The sequence below is a fragment of the Nostoc sp. UHCC 0251 genome (assembly GCF_034932245.1).
Taxonomy (GTDB): domain Bacteria; phylum Cyanobacteriota; class Cyanobacteriia; order Cyanobacteriales; family Nostocaceae; genus Nostoc.
Map to the genome: position 1 here is coordinate 14,703 of NZ_JAYGHD010000021.1, position 20,154 is coordinate 34,856.

Below are 20,154 nucleotides of genomic sequence, written 5' to 3' on the forward strand. Positions count from 1 at the left end.
CTGACAAATGAAAAACCTATTTACACGCCGTTTCCAGAGTTTGTAAGTTAGCTTTCATAGCCTTGAAATAATGCTGTGGATTTATTTCGCCAGTTTCCAGAGAATCTAAAGTACGCAAATTTAATTTTAAATCTTTGGATAAGCTGGTTAGGAGTTTGTTATCTACTCCAGGTTCACTAAATAAAGCTTTAACGTTGTACTTTTTCACAGTATTAACTGCATTTTGCACATCAGTTGGTGAAAGTTGATCTTCGGGAATTTGTACCACAGCAACTTGCTTGAGGTTATAGCGTTGAGCTAAATATGGAAACGCATCATGAAAGGTAATAAAAGTACAATTAGGAGTTTTCTGCAAAGTCTGCTGAAATTCGCTGTTTAAATTTTCTAATTCTTTAATATAAGCCGCAGTATTCGCCTCATAAGTAGCTTTATTCGCTGGGTCAGCAGCGATTAATCCATCCCGAATATTAGTTACCTGCTGTTTTGCCAAAACTGGATCTAACCAAACGTGAGGATTACCTTGGGCGTGGGCATGGTCGTGGTCTTTTTCGTCTTGGGCTGTTTTCACAACAGGCGAAATTTCATTTAAAGGTTTAATACCTTGACTAGCATCAATTTCAGTTAATTTGTTATTTTGGGCATTTTTAACAGTATTTTCCAGAAACTCCTCCAAACCTAAACCATTTTTTACTAACACATTTGCAGTAGCGATCGCTTTGACATTTTGTGGTGTCGCTTGGTATTCATGCACCTCCGTACCCGGTGGCACCAAAATTTCTACATCTGCCACATTCCCAGCTACTGCCTTAGTAAACAAATATATCGGCAAAAATGTTGTCACTACTTTAGTTTTTTCTGACTGCGCCGGTGGGGTAGAGCCAGCTTCCTGTGCTTGCGGCGACTGATCGGAAGTTATTCCTTGATTCGGATTCGATTGGCTACAGCCAGTAACCATTGACAACATTAGCAGAGCAATTATGGGCAAGATGCCACTTATTTGTCTGCCTCTTCTAAATCCTCTGCAATTCCCAATCACAATATTTTCTCCTCAAAACCGATGCTTGTCCTGTCTGTATCACAATTGCTATTGACAATGAGACGTATTCTATATTTTAGATTATAATAATTCTCATTCTCATTAAAAATACATAATATCATTCTGGGTTTCTTGTGTAATGAGTAACAACAAATTTTTCAACTAGTACAGCCTTGTGCAATTTAGTTTTCCCTGAATAATTAGGATTTATTGACTTTTTTGTTAAAAAGTTTGCCTACTTCTGATAATATTACTGACAAATATTTTCATAAAATACACGTTTAAAAAACGTGATTTGGGTGTGAATTAGAGATCAGTGTGAGGAGAAAAATGCAAAAATTCTGGAAATATCTGCTAGTTAGTCCAGCAGTCTACGGTGTCATGCTATTTGTTAATACTGCTACATTTGCAGGTGAAACATCCAACACGTCTGAAATAAATCAACCGCAAGTTTTAGCTAATCCAGACACAAAAGCTGAAAATATAGCGCCAGATCAGCCAATGGCGCAAGTTACCTCCGTATCTCAATTTTCCGATGTACAACCCACCGACTGGGCATTTCAAGCATTGCAGTCCTTGGTTGAACGCTATGGCTGTATTGCAGGATACCCAAATAGCACTTATCGCGGTAATCGGGCATTAACGCGATATGAGTTCGCTGCTGGTTTAAATGCTTGTCTTGATCGGGTTAACGAACTGATTGCTACAGCTACTGGCGATTTAGTTAACAAACAAGATTTAGCCACATTACAAAAGCTGCAAGAAGATTTTTCAGCAGAACTGGCGACACTCCGAGGTCGTGTAGATGCAGTAGAAGCTAAAACTGCTGAATTGGAGGCAAATCAGTTCTCAACCACAACCAAACTACAAGGACAAGTTGTCGCAGTCGTTAGCGATGTTTTGTCAGGAAATACAGTCAATGGTGCAGAAATTACAGATGAAAATACAACTTTAGGGGTACGGGCGCGGGTAGAACTTGTAACCAGCTTTACAGGGCGAGATACACTGTTTACCAGAATCCAAGCTAATAATATTCTCAGCCCTAACATTGGTACACCAGAGGGTAACTTATTCTTTGCCGGTGATGGTACGACTGATGCTTTTATAGATGCACTGTTCTACAGATTTCCCTTGGGCGAAAAAACAGAGGTTGTTGCGATCGCCAATGGAGGTGCAGCAGATGACCTTACAAGTACAGTTAATATCTTTGACGGTGATGGTGCTTTTGGTGCTTTATCCACCTTTGGTACACGCAACCCAATTTATTATCAGATAGGCGGCGCGGGGTTGGGAGTAACGCATGAGTTCAGTGATAAATTGGCACTAAGTCTAGGGTATTTGAGTGGTACAGCTAATGACCCTACGCCCAACAATGGTTTGTTTAATGGTTCTTACGGTGCGCTGGCACAGTTGACAGTTAAACCAAGCGATCGCATTTCTATTGGTTTAACTTACATCAATTCCTACAACCAATCACTACTAACTGGTAGCAATGCAGCAAATCTCGCACCCTTGGATTTAGATGCCGATGGTACAATAGATTCCCGTTTTTCCAGTAATTCTTACGGTGTCCAAGCATCCATTGGCATCACTGATAACATCGTCTTGGGTGGTTGGGCTGGATACACCACCAGCCGCACCTTAACTGGAAACCGTGGAGATATTAACATTTGGAACTATGCTGTCACCCTCGGCTTTCCTGACCTCGGTAAAGAAGGTAACTTAGCAGGTATCATCGCTGGTGTAGAGCCAAGAGTGACAAGCTCTAACGTTGCAGGATTGGATAGAGATCAGGATACATCCTATCATCTTGAAGCATTCTATCAGTATAAGTTGACTGACAATATCACCATTACCCCAGGAGTCATCTGGTTAACATCGCCAGATCATAACGATAATAACGATGATGTTGTTATTGGCGCACTGAGAACCACATTCAGTTTCTAATTTTCAAAACTCCAAAGAAAAGAAGACGCAAAAAATAAATTTGCGTCTTTTATAGCGGTTCTCAATTGCGTGAAATACAGACCTAACCCCCAGCCCCTTCCCTGCGAGGGAAGGGGAGTAAGCCTCAAAGCCTCTCTCCTAAAAGGAGAGAGGTTTGGAGAGAGGTCAAAATGTATTGCTTCCATTCGAGAAGCAGCACTATATTTTGTGTATAATCTCAAAAATAAAACCCAATAAAAAAGCTGAGTTTGATAAACTCAGGTTTGCACACCAAATTCTTCTGGATCAATTCCCCAATTTACCCAGCGAATTGCTTCACGCGCTGAGTTCATATTCGGTGGAACTCGCAAGGCGTGAATAAAGCTTGTGCTAGGGCAAGTCATTTTTAATAAATAAATTGCTTCTTCATCAACATCAGCATCAATTTTTAATAACGTGTATTCTTGCCAAGTATCTAATTCAATAGCTTGCAATTCCTCACAAATTCTAGCGTAACCGATACCCTGAATTAACACTCGGCGGAGTTCGGCGTTTTCTTCTGTTAAAAGCCATTGAGATTGCCATTGCTGCGGGTGGATTTTACCGTATTTTTCAGGCAAGGTTACGCCGTGATATGAGTAAAGGCTATATCCATCAGTAAATTCAATTGCGGGTTTGCCTTCAGCGTGGAGGCGGTTTTCATTGTCGAAGCGCAGGTGAAGGGGGCGATCGCAGATAATACAAATTTCCTTAAAAGGATAAACCCAACCACAATTCTCAACCAGTCCTCGCAATAACTGCCATCCTTTGGAATTGTAAGGTGCATTGAATAAAACAAAACCAATTTCAATCAAACAGCATCTTTGTATCCATTCTTCAGGCTCCACTCGCATATCGCTCTCTAAGAAGCTCAAGACTTCATTAGGAATATCTTCTTGAGTGATTAAATGCTGTATGGTCTGTTGCCAGAATAAAAAACATATATCTAAGTCAAAGTAGAGTTCATTGGATATAGAGGAAAATAAATCTTCAGACAATAACTCTCCTAAAAAATTAAGTATTTTATTAAACAAGTCATGGTATGTTTTTAGCAGATTATCTGGTAAATTCCATCGATACCAATATTTTTCAAGATTGCTGTAGCTATTTTTTAAATTAGTATTAACACTTTTAAAAGCTGCAAGAGGGCTATCAAAAAATAAAATTTTCGGCTTAGGTAAGCCTAGAACTTCGTAAGCTATTTTTACAGCTTCCCCTGCTTTCTCTCTATCAATTCGCTCTGTGGAAAGCGCGATCGCTCTCCACTTTTCCCGATAAACTGGAATCAAAGCCTCTTGCTCAGGCGTTAAATTTTCAATCAGCGACATATCGCCAACCTTCAGGCTCGTATTCCCGTTGAATTTTTACCATCCAGTCACCTTGGGGAATAGAAATAGCTTTATGCTCCTCATGGGCAAGCAATGCCGACTCTGAAAACACACGTAAATAAAGTGTGCTATCTTTCTCATATAATTCGGCGTTTCCCTCAGTAATGCGATGCTTATGCCCTGTAACTTCGCCTTCTGCCAAAGTTAAGTGAGGTATCTTTTGTCTTTCAATTTGCTGCACAGGCAGTAAAATTACATCACCTTGACGAATTGGTTGCATAGTTTTGCTTTCCTGACATAGGTACAAACCCCACTTCGCTTTTGCTCTCAAATTTGGTTTAATTTTGGCACAAGCTCTATTAGATTGGGGCATTGGGCATTGGGCATAGGTCAATTCAATAGTTATATCTTCCCCTGCTCCCTCATCCCCCACTCCCCATTCCCCATTCCCCAAATTTAAAACTGTAGTCGCCAATTATGCGTTAGATAAGTTAAAGATTGAAATAGCTGGAAATTCACACCCAGCGTTTCCCTCCCCTAACCTCTGGGATAGACTGGGCCATAAGTTCAGGGGATTTTCTCCCAAGCAGACAGTTTATGTGAGGATTAAATCACCGCCCTAAGCGCGACCTTTTATCTTGACAATTTGCAAAAATTACCTCAATTTGACTGTTTAGCTTAGTAGCTATTCTTTTTATTGAAATTTCCATGTCAACTCTCGTCATCGTCGAATCTCCAACCAAAGCTCGCACCATTCGCAACTACCTGCCAGCAGGCTATCGGGTGGAAGCGTCTATGGGTCATGTGCGTGACCTACCCCAGTCGGCTAGTGAAATTCCTGCTGCCGTCAAGGGGGAAACATGGGCGCAGCTAGGGGTAAATGTGGACGCCGACTTTGAACCGGTATATGTTGTCCCGAAAGACAAAAAGAAAATTGTCACCCAGCTTAAAGAAGCCCTTAAAGATGTAGATGAACTGATTCTGGCAACGGACGAAGACCGGGAAGGTGAAAGCATTAGTTGGCATTTATACCAATTGCTGAAGCCGAAAGTTCCGACTAAGCGGATGGTGTTTCACGAAATTACCCAAGAGGCGATTAAAAAAGCTCTGAAAGACTGCCGTCAAATTGATGAGCAGTTGGTTCGCGCCCAAGAAACGCGGCGGATTTTAGATCGACTCGTGGGCTATACCCTGTCTCCACTGCTATGGAAAAAAATCGCCTGGGGATTATCTGCTGGGCGAGTGCAATCTGTAGCTGTGCGACTTTTAGTCACTAGAGAACGCCAACGCCGCGCTTTCCATGAGGGTACGTACTGGGATTTGAAAGCTAGTTTGTCCTTGGACAAAACTCCCTTTGGTGCCCAGTTGGTAACACTGGGAGGAACCAAAATCGCTAACGGCAGCGATTTTGATGCAACGACTGGACAAATTACCGCAGGACGCAATGTCTTATTGCTCAACGAAGAGCAAGCGGTAGCGCTCAAAGAACGCCTAACTGGGAAAACCTGGAATGTTAACGACATCGAAGAACGCCCTGTAACGCGCAAACCGTCGCCACCGTTCACTACCTCGACGTTGCAACAAGAATCTAACCGGAAACTGCGCCTCTCAGCCCGTGACACGATGCGGGTTGCTCAGAATTTGTACGAACAAGGGTATATTACCTATATGCGGACAGATTCGGTGCATTTGTCGGATCAAGCGATCGCAGCTGCTCGGAGTTCTGTAGAAAAGCTTTACGGTCAACAATATCTCAGTCCCCAACCCCGGCAATACACCACCAAATCCAAAGGCGCACAAGAGGCGCACGAAGCAATTCGTCCAGCAGGTAGCACTTTCCGCACCCCCCAAGAAACTGCTTTGGGCGGTCGAGAACTTGCTGTTTATGATTTGATTTGGAAGCGGACTGTTGCCTGTCAAATGGCTGATTCCCGGCAAACTCAAATTACCGTGCAATTGCAAGTTGAGGACGCTGGATTTCGTTCTTCTGGCAAACGGATTGAATTTCCAGGATACTTACGCGCCTACGTCGAAGGTTCAGACGACCCAGAAGCAGCACTGGAAGACCAGGAAGTGATTTTGCCGAATCTGAAAGTAGGAGATCATCCAAATTGTACAGAACTGGAAGCAGTTGGGCACGAAACCCAACCGCCAGCTAGATATACCGAAGCAACTTTGGTAAAAACCTTAGAAAGCGAAGGTATCGGTCGTCCCAGTACCTACGCCAGCATCATTGGCACAATCATTGACAAAGGTTATGCCCATTTGGTGAGTAACGCTCTCATTCCTACTTTCACCGCTTTCGCCGTCACCGATTTACTGGAAAAACATTTCCCAGACATTGTTGATCCCAGTTTCACCTCGAAGATGGAGCAAACCCTAGATGACATTGCCACAGGTGAAGCAAAATGGCTACCCTACTTGAAGCAATTCTATCTGGGAGATAAAGGGCTGGAAACCCTGGTAAAAGAACAGGAAAGTCAAATTGATGCCACCAAAGCTAGGACTGTAGAACTGGAGAATCTAGATGCCAAAGTCCGCATTGGGAAATATGGCCCGTACATTGAGGTCGAAAATGGTGAAGGAGTTATCACCGCCTCAATTCCCAAAGACCTGACACCAGCTGACCTCGACCCCAAACAGGTAGAAGTATTGCTGCGACAAAAAACTACTGGTCCTGACCAGGTAGGTCGGCATCCCGAAACTGGCGAACCGATTTATGTAAAAATTGGTGCTTACGGGCCTTATGTCCAATTGGGTGACAAAACCGACGAAAACCCCAAACCGAAACAAGCCTCCCTACTCAAAGGTGTTACCCCAGAAACCGTTACCCTGGAAATGGCTGTTGGTCTGTTGGCACTACCCCGGACATTGGGAGTTCATCCAGTTACTAACGGCAAAATCCAAGCAAGTTTAGGGCGCTTTGGCCCTTATGTGGTTCATGACCAGGGTAAGGAGGGGAAAGACTACCGTTCCCTAAAAGCTGCTGATAATGTATTGACAATTAGCTTAGAACGTGCATTGGAATTATTGTCTGAGCCAAAAAAGGGACGCAGTTCCACCAACAGCAAGTCTAAAGCAGCTTTACGCGAATTGGGTACACACCCAGATGATGGAGAAACAATTAATATCTACGATGGCCCATACGGCCCTTACATCAAACATGGCAAAACTAATGTGAGTATCCCAGAAGGTCAAACGGTAGAAAATATAACCCTGGCTGAGGCGCTGAACTTGTTGTCAGCTAAGGCATCGACAGCGAAATCGACTCGCAAAAGCAGTAGTAAATCAACGAGTTCTAAATCTAAGTCAACTGCTAAGTCAACAACCACTGCGAAAAAGAAGGGCACAGAAGGTTAATTGCAAGTCAAGAGTCCAAAGTCCGATCCTTAACTCTTGACCCTTGATATCCATCCTTGATAGGATGCAGTTCAGTAGGTGCAAGTGTGATACTCTAAAAAGTAAGGGAAAACACAACGCTAAATTTTAGAAGTGGCTTATGTCCCAAATACGGGATTGTGTATCAGCCCGGTTGGAAGCCAGAGGTGCGAAAATATGCCATTTTCTGCGTACCTGTTAATCAAAAATTGAGGTAGTATCTCAGGAGCAGTCAGTTCATGGACTATATAGAAAAGGTGCTGGAAAAGGTTAAGGAATTAGCACGGAGGCTAATTGAGAGCCTGTTAGGGCCAGAGGCTGAACCGGAACCGGAACTGATTCCGATTCCTGTGAACGATCGCTCGCGTCGTCGCCACTAGTCCGAAAGTGCTGAACTCGACTTTACAACCCTTAAACATTCTGGCACTGCATGGGCCAAACTTAAATTTACTAGGACAGCGAGAACCAGGAATTTATGGTTCGTTGACACTGGCTGAAATCAACCGCCTGTTAGAAGAAGAGGGATTCAAGATACAGGCGAAAGTTTTTTCTGTGCAGTCAAATCATGAAGGAATTTTGGTAGATACTATTCATGGCGCATTAGGACAATATCAGGGAATTTTGATTAATGCAGGGGCATATACCCACACAAGTGTGGCCTTGCGAGATGCGATCGCTGCTGTTAATTTGCCCACAGTAGAAGTACATCTGAGCAATATCTATCGCAGGGAAGATTTTCGCCATCATTCATATATCGCCCCAGTAGCGATTGGGCAAATAAGTGGTTTTGGCGGACAAAGTTACTTGTTGGGCTTGCAAGCTTTGGTGCATTTTTTAAGAAAAGATGAAAAATAAATCGATTTTCCGAGTTGGGATTTTGGATTAATTCTTTAATCCAAAATCTAATTTGCGTTGGAAGCTCATCAAAGCTGCGGCCAAAATCCAAAATTGTATGCGTTATTCTCCTATAAGTCGGTTTAGAGGTACTTTGCTCGGAGCATTCCTGGGGGGGAGTTTAGCCACTGGTGATCTAAAGTCTCAGAATTACCTGGATTTGGGCAGAATGGCGGTTATAGGAACTGAGAGTTTGATTGCGTTGGGTAGATTAGATTTAGATGATTGGATAGCGCGTCAGCAAAAAGAATCTCTTGATTTAGCAGCAACTGATGACATACCGATAAAAATAATTCTTGCGACACTACCGATAGCACTTTTTTTTCACGAAAATCCTATTAAGCTGCGCCAAAACTTGCTGCATGTCCTAAAAATCTGGGAGGATGACCCAGTAGTAAGGGATGGAACCCTAGCAGTAGGATATGCGATCGCTCTTGCCTTAACTGAAAAACTCAACCCTCTAACCTTAATTCCGCAAACAATTTCTTTTATCGGACAAACACCGACATCAATACCAAAAAAATTATTAATAGTTCAGAATTTATTAGAGCAAGGGGCTGGATTGTCAAGGGCACAAGCTGAGTTTGCTAAGGAAGAAAAACTCAGTAACACTATTGCTATGGCATTTTACTGCTTTTTAAGTACCTTAGAAGACTTTCGCTTGGCAGTTTTGCAGGCTACTCACAATGGCAATTTTAAAATGCAACATGCTACGCTTCTAAGCTCACAGGCTACAGGGGCAATTACTGGTGCTTTATCAGGAGCATATAACGGTATAAGTGGAATTCCCGTGAATTGGCAAGTCTCGCTCTGGCAGAGGAATTCTCCAACATGGGGACTAACTAGCTTTTCCCAAATGTTAGAATTAATCGATGCATTTGTGGCGGTGTGGTCAGGAGTGTATAATCTTGCCTTAAATCCAACGGAGTTAACAGAGGAGGGATATGAGGTGGCTTTGCTTTCAGTTTACGCGGCTCCTCGCGTTATTCGGTCACGTTAATGCTATTTTCACCGAACAACGGTGCGGATACTAAGGTGATTTACAAGAATAAATGTACCGATGCCGTTGGTTTCGACTTCTCTTCGAGACGCTACGCGTAGCTTGCTTCCCCGCAGGGGTACGCTCAACCAACTGATAGATCGAGAGTTGAGCGAACTTGTACTGAGCGAAGTCGAAGTAGTCGAAACTCGCCAACACAGGTATTTTCTTTGTCGGAAATCACCTAAACGCTCAAAACTACTAAATCTAGCCAAAAACTAAAAAACTTATATACTAGAATTCTTCAGAAAATCTCAACCTGAGTCTGTAGGTAACTATTGTGGCAAATCAGCTTTAATTAGCGTCCACCACCCTGAGTTGCAGCAGTCGCAGATCAAACTTCCCTGATGATTGCCTTGTTTTGAGCTATCAAAGTCAGCAATTGCAGGCAGAAATAATGAAAATAGAGCAATTTTTGCAGTTATTAACCCAGCAATTGACTCACTGGCGGCGACAGTACAAAGGACTACGCCGTAAAGGAAAGGTAATGAGAAGTCCCAAAAGCAAAATTCATAGAAGGGAACTTCTAAAGACTATCTTTAATAATGTAATCTTATTTTTCTTAAAAACCAACGATAAAAGGCATCGCCGAAAACAAGAAAGAGCGCTCAAGTCAAAGGCAAAATCGCTCAAAACTAAGAGTAGTATTTATGCAGTCTGTTTAGATTGGTTACATGAACAGCGTTCCTTGGTTATTTTAGCGATCGCTCTAGTGTCTCTTACAGGCGTTATTGGTTATAAATTATATAACCAGACTCAAATTAAAGTAGGAAATCCCGCGCCCCAGACAATTACAGCACCTTACACAGATAGCATCGAAGATCAGAAAAAAACAGAAGCCGAGCGCAAAGCCGTCAGTAAAGGCTCCTTACAAGTGCTGATGATTGATGCAGGAATGAACGAACAAATCAATCAAAAATTGCAACAACTTTTGGATGATGGCAACGAAATTCGTGCCGTCGCTGGAGCTTTTCCTTTTTTTGATCCTGTAATTTTGTCCATCTCTACCCAGCGTTACCTCCGCGCTTGCCCTGAATCGGAATGGCAAGCACTGCTATTGACTGTAGAAAATAATAAAAATCAGCAGAAGAAAAAAACAGGACAAACCGCCACTTCATCTCGTCCATCATCCATCCCTGCACCCAATCAAGAAGGGCAACCATCCAAATCTGATTCCCAGAGTTCACAGGTAAAACCACAGAAGACAGAGCCAGTTGATTTTTCCCAAAACACTGACTTCACCCAAGCATTAGGAGAACTAGAATCTTACCGCGTCACAACTTCTGATCAGAACTTGTCTTTACTGATTACCCAAATTTCCCAAACACGTCAGAGATACACCCAAGCCACTGCCAAACTTTTACAGTTAGAGACTGTTAGCCCAGAAGCAGTATATGAGACATCTCTCCTTTTAGATTTGTCAGATGCGGACTGGGAAACAACACAAATGGGAATCCATCAGAGTGCAGAGAGGATTCTCACCCAAGGCATCCCACATGGACTGCCAAAAAATATTTTACAAGATGCGGTGAGTTTACAATTGCAGACCTTTGTACCAGAATCCGCTGAACCTTTGGCGAAGAAGCTATTGTTAGCTGTACTCAAGCCGAATCTGCAAAATGATGAAGAACAAACCAGACAAAATGCTCAAAAGGCCGCTGCTGGGATACCACCCGTGATGGTGAAGGTACGGCGTGGTGAGGTGATTGTCAAAAAAGGAGAGCAGATTAATACATGGAACTTTGAGGTGCTGGAGCATTATCACCTGGTTCGCCGGGAGGTAAAATGGCACGAGTTAGTGAAGTTAGCAGGCGTTATTGCGATCGCCATTGGCATTTTTGTCTGGGTAGAACGACATGTCAATTGCGAATTGCGAGAACGCGATCGCTTGTTGGTATTACTGCTGACTCTGAGTGTACCAGGAGTGATCACGCTAGGATTGTCTTATACCACCTGGAGCGCCCTTGGTTTATTATTGGGAAGCTTCTACGGCCCCACTTTGGGCTTGACAGTTGTCGGACTGCTGTTGCCGATATTAGCTATCACCTTGGATATGAGCAAGGCTGCGCTTTTAGCTGGTGCCGGGGGAGGAATATTAGGTAGTTACATAGCGCAACGATTGCGATCGCGTGAAGAGTTGGCACTATTAGGTGTTGCGATCGCTTTAACTCAGGGCAGTATTTATCTGGTTGTTAAAATCTTAATTGGTCAAGCATTTGGTTCAACCTGGTATATCGTCCTCCGAGAAGCCGGATTATTTGCTTTATCCGGTTTAGCCTGGAGTGTTGTAGCCTTGGGCTTGAGTCCTTATCTAGAAAAAGTTTTTGATTTAGTCACCCCAATTCGCCTAGCAGAACTGGCGAACCCTAACCGCCCTTTATTAAAACGACTCGCTACTGAAACTCCTGGAACTTTTCAGCACACGCTGCTTGTGGCTACCCTTGCGGAAGCTGCTGCCAAAGAACTAGGATGCAATGTTGAGCTAGTCAGGGCTGGAACATTATATCACGATATTGGCAAAATGCACGACCCCCTTGGCTTTATTGAAAATCAAATGGGGGGGCCGAATAAACATGATACAGAAATTAAAGACCCTTGGAAGAGTGCAGCAATTATCAAAAAGCACGTAACTGAAGGGTTGGTGATGGCGCGGAAACACCTTTTACCGACAGCGATTCAAGCTTTTATTCCAGAGCATCAAGGAACGATGTTGATTGCCTATTTCCATCACCAAGCCCAGCAAATGGCTCAGGAAGATCCGAGTTTAATAGTAGATGATGCAGATTTTCGCTACGATGGGCCAATTCCCCAATCACGGGAAACCGGAATTGTCATGTTAGCAGACTCTTGCGAAGCGGCGTTGCGATCGCTTGAAGCCTCAACTTCGGGTAAGCGTTCCCTTCGCGGATCGTCTCCCTCTGGAGAAGGAAAGCGATCGGTTAAAGATGTTTCCACCGAACAAGCTTTAGCAATGCTAAATAATATTCTGCGTGCCAAATGGCAAGACAATCAACTCGTAGATTCAGGACTAACACGAGAAGAAATGTCAAAAATTGCCCAGATATTTGTGGATGTTTGGCAGCAATTTCATCACAAACGGATTGCTTATCCTAAGTTAAAGACTAATAGCACTGCGCGGAATTCGTAATGCGATGTCTACGACGAGCTATTCGGCGTCGCATATTTATTGATAATCTTGTTAAGGGACTTCCAAATAAAAAAATATACAACTATTTATTGTGGGGTGGGCGACACGATAGCCCATAGTCAAAGGCGGGCAAGATGCCCACCCCACAAGATTGGATAATTTATTTCTTGGAAGTCCCTAAGAAGTTTTTTTGAGGTGTGGTTTTATGACAGCAGCACTGAAGAGAGCAAAGCCATATATCGAACAACGAGATGGAGGATATTGGATTGAAGGGACTCGTATCTCTCTCGATTCAGTTGTGTATGCCTTTTTGAATGGTGAGTCTCCTGAAAGCATTACCCAAAACTTTCCATTACTGTCGCTGGAGGAGGTTTATGGTGCTATTACCTTTTATCTTGCCAACCGAGAGCTAATTGATGCGTATTTAAAAGATGGTGAAAAAGAGTTTGAGAAATTGCAACAGTCCCTTAGAGAGAAAAATCCGCTTCTGTATCAGAAGTTAAAAGCTGCTCAAATGCAGAAGCACAGCAAGGGATGATAACAGTTAGATTTCAAGCAGATGCCGACCTACGCCAAGCGATTGTAACTGGCACAATACGTAGACAACCAAATCTTGATTTCCAATCAGCTTATACAGCATTGCTCGAAGGTAAGAAAGATTCAGAGGTATTGGCGATCGCAGCACAGGATGGTAGAGTCCTCGTGACCCATGATCGTAGAACTATGCCTGCTGAGTTTGGTGAATTCATAATGTCAAAAACTAGTTCTGGAGTTTTGATTCTTTCCCAGAATTTGTCAGTCAGTGATGCAATTGAAGCACTCATCCTCGTTTGGGAAGCTTCTACTGCTGAGGAATGGGTCAATCAGATGATGTCTATCCCATTCTAAATAACAAGTCTTGCGGCAAAACTACAGTTTCCGATGCGATCGCTCAAAGATGTTTCGACTGAACAAGCTTTAACAATGCTGAATAATATTCTGCGTTCCAAATGGCAAGACAATCAACTCGTAGATTCAGGATTAACACGAGAAGAAATGTCAAAAATTGCCCAGATATTTGTAGATGTTTGGCAGCAATTTCATCACAAACGGATTGCTTATCCTAAGTTGCTCGTTATCGTCAACCCACCAAACCCAGATATGTGTATCAAGTATAATCATTGCAAAAATTCCCAATCTGACAAAGCGACGGGTTCTGTTGGATCATCATAACGGAGTAGTTTCCCGCGCATTGGATAAAGATTGGTTTGTAACTGGCTAGGTGGTGCTTCTTGAGGCTGGGGAGTTTTAACTTCGAGAATAATTACCTCCACAGCATCCCCTGCATGAAAAGGTAAGCCCCGCAGTATTAAAGTTCCATCTTCACTTAAAACAGCTTCTACTTTATGAGCGTTCATCTTGTTACTCCTATTTTTAATGGAGAGAAAGAGAAAGTCAGTTACTTCCTCTAGTTTTTTATTATGACGCTTTGGCAGGCGATGCCTAGGTTGGGCTACGCCTACGCAGTTTCCCGATATTCAATCTCTAATCCCCAGTCCGTCGCACACCAGCCAAAATAAAATTAACTGCTGCTTGAGTATGCTGCTCAATCATTTCTGGACTCAGTAATTGCAAATCGGGTCTAGTATGCTTGATATTTTCGTAAGCGTTGAAGTATAAATTACAAACCCCAATAATATGCAGAGTGGTGAGAAATGGATCGATCTGACGGAAACAACCCTCAGCCATCCCTCGTTCTAAAATCTTGATGAGATAGCTAAAATTTTCTTGCCAATTTGCCTGTTTGAAATACTTTCCCTGATTTTGGTTGGCTTCTTGAAACCAAAGCATCCCTCTGTGCGGGTGAGCAGCTTCATAAGCGATCGCTCCTTTGACAAGCACCTTCAACGCCTCCTCTGGTGGGAACTGATCCAAATTTAGCTGCTCAAACCCTTCGTGCATCTCCACCGCCGGACGTTGCAGAACAGCTTCATATAGTCCTTCCTTGCTCTGGAAATAGTAGTAAATCATCGCTGTGGTAACACCTGCACCTCTAGCGATCGCTTCTGTTCGCGCCCCTTGAAGTCCATTTCTGGCAAACTCTGCTTCTGCTGCATCGAGAATCTGCTTTTTCGTCGCTTCTGCATCGCGCACCTGACGCGGCTTTTTAGATGAGAATTTTGACTGCGTTGAACGACCCACATTGCTCCATGATCATAACGAAAATATATTAACTAAAAAATTGGTTAGTAGTTGACATAGAAGATGAAATTTATTAAATTAATACTAACTAAAAAATTAGTTAGTTATTTGCATAATTCAGCAATGCAGTAGCCAGAATTAGCCGAGCAAATGCGCGGTTGTATTAGTTCGTCCATTGCAGACAAGACTTAAATTATCCCAATTTGCATTCAAAAGAGTGATGTAGGACAGGCGACACCCAATACTTTTCGGATAAACCCAACAATCTCTTTTTTGGTCTGGGGGAAAGGTTAAAGGGTAAGGGGTAAAGGTAAATTCAAACCTTTTCCCTTTCCCCTTTCCCCCTTAACCGAAAAGTATTGCTTTCACATCTTGACAACGGCGGTAATGGAGTGAGAATGACTTTTTTGGTGTTTCTTCTCTCTATATCTACAGAATTATTCTGATCGAGATATAACAAAAACATCTCTGGCAACTTAATATAGCAAATAAGCATACTTGACACGCATATTTGAGTAAACTCTGAAAAGAAAACAAAAGGATTTTCATATATGGTGATGGACTATATCTTTCTACCCCTAAGAGATAGATATAAAAACAAATGTTTTTTCCAAAGGGATTAACTTTTCTCAATTAAAATTAAGTTCAATTTATTAAGTTTTTTAAACTATACCTAAGCTGAAAATGACTTAATTTTCGCAAATGCTTTAGTGGAAAAGTTTAAATTACATAGAGGTAGAATAGTTCTCTTGATTTTGTAAAGTTCGATAAACGGGGATCATATTTGCAGACATTCAGGTTAAACTAAAATAATAATAAAAGGAAATACAAATTTCCAAATCACGTAACATCAGGCTTTACTAATTTTAGTTAAAAGCTGTTTTCATTTTATAAACTTCCAAATGTAATTTCACAAAAAAACGTGATTTTTGGAAAGGGTGTAGCGTTCATAGTTTTGCTTTATAAAACAAACCATATAATTTAGGGCAATTAATAGCGCTAACTCAAATCAGGCAACATTATAAAACCTTTGATAGGAGTTTAAATTGCCAAAACTAGCAGTATTTCTAGGCGTCTATCTGAAGTTTACAGACCTAGCTAATATTGTGATGCATTGGTAAATTTATACTCTACTGGTCTTTTTCAAGTTAAATCCGTTGTTAAAAATAGACGAATATGAAGAGAATTACGCTCATAGTTGGCATATTAGGATTAGCTATTGTTGGTTGTACAAATGGGTCTCCAAATGACAACACTGCTAACATAGATACAAAACCTGTTACTAATACTAGTGCAGAGAGTAAAACTGCCACTGGGGATGCAAAATTGCGATCGGTTGCCTTCACCGTTGGCGATTTAAGTAACCCCTTCTTCGTGGTTATGGGAAAAGCAGTTGAGGCAGAAGCGAAGAGAATTGGCGGAAAAGATACCAAGGTTACTATAGCTTCTAGTGCTTATGATCTGAACCAACAAGCCAATCAAATTGAAAATTTCACTGCTGCGAATACTGACGTTATTATTTTGAATGCTGCTGATAAAACGGGAATTAGACCAATAGTTCAAAAAGCGAAACAAGCAGGTACAATTATTGTTGCCGTAGACACAGGTGCTGAGGGAGGCGTGGATGCCACCATCACTACCAATAATGTCCAAGCTGGAGAAGTTAGTTGTCAATACATTGCTGACCGCCTTAAAGGTAAAGGCAATGTAGTAATAGTTAACGGGCCGCCAGTGGACTCGGTGATTCAGCGAGTTAGTGGCTGCGAAAATGTATTATCCAAATATCCCGATATCAAAATCCTCTCTAAAAATCAGAATGCAGAGGGTAGTAGGGATGGAGGACTCAGAGTGATGAGTGATTTGCTCACAACCTTTCCGAAGATTGATGCTGTTTTTGCCATCAACGATCCGAGTGGACTTGGCGCAGAACTAGCAGCAAAGCAAGCACAACGTAAAGATTTCTTTATTGTTGGGGTTGATGGTGCGCCAGATGCAATCACTGCGATCGCAGCTAAAGATAGTTTATATGCTGCGACTGCTACTCAAAATCCACGAGGGATGGCTCAAAAAGCAGTTCAGGTTGGGAACGACATCTTAAATGGTAAAAAACTTAAATCATCTACCATTTTGATTCCAGTTAAGTTGATCACAAAAGAGAATGTCAGCACAGAAAAAGGCTGGTAAATAATAAAAATTGTGAATTTCCGATTAAAAATTATGTCTAATCGGAGTTGAGTCTTCCGATACATTGACAGACTTTTTGCACATACTCATGATGTATATATATGCATCTGCGGAAAGTTCTAAATGTCAGAAAAGGACGTTCAGGACTTTCCAAAATAGTGGTCAATTTTTAAAAGATGATTTTGTGAAAATTTTAATTTAACATCAGATGTGAGTTTATTGATTTCTGACTCACAATTGTGATTTTTAAATTGTTTTTACAGGAGATGTTCATGACAGCAAGTATTGAAACTTCATTTCCTGATGCACCAACCACTATCCCTGTATTAGAAATGCGAGGGATTACAAAACGATTTCATGGTGTATCTGCACTCCAAAATGTTAATCTCACGATTTATCCAGGAGAAGTTCACGCCCTCATGGGTGAAAATGGAGCAGGCAAAAGCACATTGATGAAGATCCTGGCTGGGGCTTACATTGCTGATGAAGGAGAAATTCGCATCAATGGTCAACCCCTGAAAATTACCGATCCGGCAACAGCGCGTAAGGCAGGTATTAATCTCATTTATCAAGAACTGAATGTTGCACCTAATTTAACCGTTACCGAAAATATGTTTATGGGTAGCGAGTTGCGGCGAGGTCAGTTTTTAGACCGCAAAGCTATGCAAATTGAAGCAGAGCAAGTGCTGGAAAGTCTTGGAGCCAATTTTACAGCGCAGACTATAGTTGGTACCTTATCGATCGCAGAACAGCAGCAAGTAGAAATTGCCCGTGCGCTGAAAGATAAAAGCCGCGTTTTGGTGATGGATGAGCCAACAGCAGCACTGTCTGACCGCGAGACTCAGCATTTATTTGAGGTAATTCGCAGACTACGAAACGACGGTATTGGTATTATCTACATCAGCCACCGCATGGAAGAAATATATGCCTTAGCTGACCGGATTAGCGTACTACGGGATGGTCAATACATTGGCAGTCTCACACGGGATGAAATTTCTGCACAGCGATTGGTGCAGATGATGGTTGGCCGTTCGATGCAAGACTTCTACGAACATCAACGGCAAACCAATCATGGCGCGGTGGTGCTGGAAGTCAAAAATATCAGTGATGGGCGCAAAATTACACCAGCTAGTTTTCAAATTCGCGCTGGAGAGATTCTTGGTCTAGCAGGGCTGGTTGGTGCAGGACGCACAGAGGTATCCCGATTGATTTTTGGTGCTGACCGGAAGGCAAGTGGTGAAGTATTCCTGAATGGGATGAAACTTCATATTAATAGCCCCAGTGATGCTATTGCTGCGGGCATTGGCTACGTCCCGGAAGACCGCAAAGATCAAGGCCTATTTCTGGAAATGAGTTCCCGTAAGAATATTGCCATCAACACACTCAAGCAGGAAGCCAAAGCTGGAATTGTTAACTGGAGTTCAGTTAATCGGCTGTCAGCAGACGCGGTGGAAAACTTTAATATCCGCCTGGCTAATTTGGAAATTAGAGCGCTGGATCTTTCTGGTGGGAATCAACAGAAGCTCCTGCTAGCGCGTTGGTTGGCAATTAAGCCGAGAGTCCTAATGCTAGATGAGCCAACACGCGGCGTAGATATCGGTGCCAAAAGCGAAATTTACCGAATTATCAGCGAATTGGCAGCACAAGGTGTAGCTGTTTTAATGGTTTCCAGCGAACTACCGGAAATTGTCGGCATGAGCGATCGCGTCTTAGTGATGCGAGAAGGTCAATTGGTAGGCGAACTGGACGGCAGTCTTGGTAAAGAAATTACCCAAGAAAAAATTATGCACTATGCAACTGGAGCATCGGAGGTATCAGCATCATGAGTCAAACAGTCAGACCGCCTGCCAAGAAATCAGCCACCCATCCCGTATCCAGCAGCCAGAGATCAATTAGCACTCTACTGGAAGTTGCGGGTATTCTGCCAATTTTAGTAATTATCTGCATCTTATTTGCCTTCCTTTCTCCCAACTTCCTTACAGGCAGTAACATCGTTAATATCTTGCGTCAGGCATCCATCAATATTGTGCTGGCGACGGGAATGACCTTTGTAATTCTCACCGGAGGTATTGACCTTTCAGTTGGTTCAATATTGGCTGTTTCTGCCGTATTTGCACTACTGGTATCATTACTGCCGGCTTTAAGTTGGGCGGCCGTACCTGCTGCTTTGCTGGCAGGATTGTTTTTGGGCTTACTCAACGGCGCTCTTATCACCTTTTTGGATGTGCCACCTTTTATTGTGACGCTGGGTTCACTGACAGCCTTGCGGGGTGTAGCTTATTTACTTGCTAAAGGTACAACCCTGATTAACCAGGATATCAACTTTGCTTGGGTAGGTAATAGTTATGTCGGCCCTTTGCCCTGGATAGTGATCATTGCGCTACTGACTGTAATTGTAAGCTGGTTTGTGCTGCGACAAACTGTTTTAGGAGTGCAGATATATGCCGTTGGTGGTAACGAGCGGGCTGCGCGATTAACTGGAATTAAAGTTAATCGGGTGTTGCTATTTGTCTATGGTATTAGTGGATTAATGGCAGGTTTAGCAGGAATCATGAGTTCTAGCCGTCTTTATAGTGCTAGTGGCTTATTAGGTCAGGGTTACGAACTAGATGCGATCGCTGCTGTTATTCTTGGTGGAACAAGCTTCACAGGCGGTATTGGTACCATTGGCGGCACCCTTCTAGGTGCATTAATCATTGCTATTCTCAACAATGGTTTAACTCTGTTGAACCTATCTTACTTCTGGCAACTAGTCGTCAAAGGACTAGTAATTATTTTGGCAGTAATGATTGATCGACTCCGCAGACGTTCCAGACGGTGAAGAGGCAGGGGAGCAGGGAGCAGGGGAGCAGGGGGAGCAGGGGGAGCAGGGGAGGCAGGGGAAGCAGAGGGAGCAGAGGAAGAAGAATCTATAACCAATGGCCAATGCCCCATGCCCCATGCCCCATGCCCAATGCCCAATGCCCAATGCCCCATGCCCAATATATAAACAATATATAAA

Annotated in this window: 17 protein-coding genes and 1 pseudogene; 12 read left to right on the forward strand and 6 right to left on the reverse strand. The window is 42.7% G+C overall.

Going from position 1 to position 20,154, the window contains the following annotated elements; all coding sequences use genetic code 11:
- Positions 1-16: 16 nt before the first annotated feature.
- Entirely contained in the window at positions 17-964 is a 948-nt protein-coding gene (locus tag VB740_RS04665) for a metal ABC transporter substrate-binding protein (protein WP_323198917.1), read from the reverse strand.
- Positions 965-1,366: 402 nt separating this feature from the next.
- Here VB740_RS04665 and VB740_RS04670 point away from each other — a divergent pair, with 402 nt between their 5' ends.
- Positions 1,367-2,983: an iron uptake porin gene (locus tag VB740_RS04670; RefSeq protein ID WP_323198897.1), complete on the forward strand. Its 1,617-nt coding sequence runs from the start codon at positions 1,367-1,369 to the stop codon at positions 2,981-2,983.
- A gap of 257 nt (positions 2,984-3,240) precedes the next feature.
- On the opposite strand, the gene VB740_RS04675 is transcribed toward VB740_RS04670, so the two are convergent.
- Positions 3,241-4,329, reverse strand: coding sequence for a DUF6745 domain-containing protein (locus VB740_RS04675; protein WP_323198898.1), 1,089 nt, complete (start codon positions 4,327-4,329; stop codon positions 3,241-3,243).
- The gene (locus VB740_RS04680) at positions 4,316-4,804 is read right to left on the reverse strand and encodes a hypothetical protein (protein ID WP_323198899.1); all 489 of its coding nucleotides are present in this window, start codon (positions 4,802-4,804) and stop codon (positions 4,316-4,318) included. The genes VB740_RS04675 and VB740_RS04680 overlap by 14 nt, the downstream gene beginning before the upstream one ends.
- Before the next feature lie 233 nt (positions 4,805-5,037).
- Here VB740_RS04680 and topA point away from each other — a divergent pair, with 233 nt between their 5' ends.
- The 4 genes from topA (at position 5,038) to VB740_RS04700 (ending at position 9,601) form a co-directional block, all read left to right on the forward strand.
- Positions 5,038-7,689 carry a type I DNA topoisomerase gene (topA, locus tag VB740_RS04685; protein WP_323198900.1) on the forward strand — a complete coding sequence of 884 codons (2,652 nt, stop codon included), beginning with the start codon at positions 5,038-5,040 and terminating at the stop codon, positions 7,687-7,689.
- Between the two features lie 257 nt (positions 7,690-7,946).
- Entirely contained in the window at positions 7,947-8,087 is a 141-nt protein-coding gene (locus VB740_RS04690) for a hypothetical protein (protein WP_167407621.1), read from the forward strand.
- 7 nt (positions 8,088-8,094) lie between these two features.
- Positions 8,095-8,562: a type II 3-dehydroquinate dehydratase gene (aroQ, locus tag VB740_RS04695; RefSeq protein ID WP_323198901.1), complete on the forward strand. Its 468-nt coding sequence runs from the start codon at positions 8,095-8,097 to the stop codon at positions 8,560-8,562.
- A gap of 97 nt (positions 8,563-8,659) precedes the next feature.
- On the forward strand, positions 8,660-9,601 hold the full coding sequence (locus VB740_RS04700; RefSeq protein WP_323198902.1) for an ADP-ribosylglycohydrolase family protein: 942 nt from the start codon (positions 8,660-8,662) through the stop codon (positions 9,599-9,601).
- 8 nt (positions 9,602-9,609) lie between these two features.
- On the opposite strand, the gene VB740_RS04705 is transcribed toward VB740_RS04700, so the two are convergent.
- Positions 9,610-9,855 carry a hypothetical protein gene (locus VB740_RS04705; RefSeq protein ID WP_323198903.1) on the reverse strand — a complete coding sequence of 82 codons (246 nt, stop codon included), beginning with the start codon at positions 9,853-9,855 and terminating at the stop codon, positions 9,610-9,612.
- Positions 9,856-10,037: 182 nt separating this feature from the next.
- On the opposite strand from VB740_RS04705, the gene VB740_RS04710 reads away from it, so the two are divergent.
- From VB740_RS04710 to VB740_RS36735, 4 genes and pseudogenes are all read left to right on the forward strand, one after another.
- Positions 10,038-12,788: an HDIG domain-containing metalloprotein gene (locus VB740_RS04710; protein WP_323198904.1), complete on the forward strand. Its 2,751-nt coding sequence runs from the start codon at positions 10,038-10,040 to the stop codon at positions 12,786-12,788.
- Positions 12,789-12,993: 205 nt separating this feature from the next.
- Positions 12,994-13,326: a DUF433 domain-containing protein gene (locus VB740_RS04715; RefSeq protein ID WP_323198905.1), complete on the forward strand. Its 333-nt coding sequence runs from the start codon at positions 12,994-12,996 to the stop codon at positions 13,324-13,326.
- Entirely contained in the window at positions 13,323-13,676 is a 354-nt protein-coding gene (locus VB740_RS04720; protein WP_323198906.1) for a DUF5615 family PIN-like protein, read from the forward strand. Before VB740_RS04715 ends, VB740_RS04720 begins: the two co-directional genes overlap by 4 nt.
- 33 nt (positions 13,677-13,709) lie before the next feature.
- A pseudogene (locus VB740_RS36735) lies at positions 13,710-13,898 on the forward strand (hypothetical protein); the annotation flags it as partial.
- Positions 13,899-13,945: 47 nt separating this feature from the next.
- Here VB740_RS36735 and VB740_RS04730 read toward each other — a convergent pair.
- Positions 13,946-14,185 (reverse strand): hypothetical protein, encoded by a 240-nt coding sequence (locus tag VB740_RS04730; RefSeq protein ID WP_323198908.1) that lies wholly within the window; start codon positions 14,183-14,185, stop codon positions 13,946-13,948.
- Positions 14,186-14,312: 127 nt separating this feature from the next.
- The gene (locus VB740_RS04735) at positions 14,313-14,969 is read right to left on the reverse strand and encodes a TetR/AcrR family transcriptional regulator (RefSeq protein ID WP_323198909.1); all 657 of its coding nucleotides are present in this window, start codon (positions 14,967-14,969) and stop codon (positions 14,313-14,315) included.
- A 1,176-nt stretch (positions 14,970-16,145) separates the two neighbouring features.
- Here VB740_RS04735 and VB740_RS04740 point away from each other — a divergent pair.
- From VB740_RS04740 to VB740_RS04750, 3 genes are all read left to right on the forward strand, one after another.
- The gene (locus VB740_RS04740; RefSeq protein WP_323198910.1) at positions 16,146-17,153 is read left to right on the forward strand and encodes an ABC transporter substrate-binding protein; all 1,008 of its coding nucleotides are present in this window, start codon (positions 16,146-16,148) and stop codon (positions 17,151-17,153) included.
- 272 nt (positions 17,154-17,425) lie between these two features.
- Entirely contained in the window at positions 17,426-18,979 is a 1,554-nt protein-coding gene (locus VB740_RS04745; protein WP_323198911.1) for a sugar ABC transporter ATP-binding protein, read from the forward strand.
- Positions 18,976-19,974: an ABC transporter permease subunit gene (locus tag VB740_RS04750; protein WP_323198912.1), complete on the forward strand. Its 999-nt coding sequence runs from the start codon at positions 18,976-18,978 to the stop codon at positions 19,972-19,974. Before VB740_RS04745 ends, VB740_RS04750 begins: the two co-directional genes overlap by 4 nt.
- Positions 19,975-20,154: the final 180 nt, after the last annotated feature.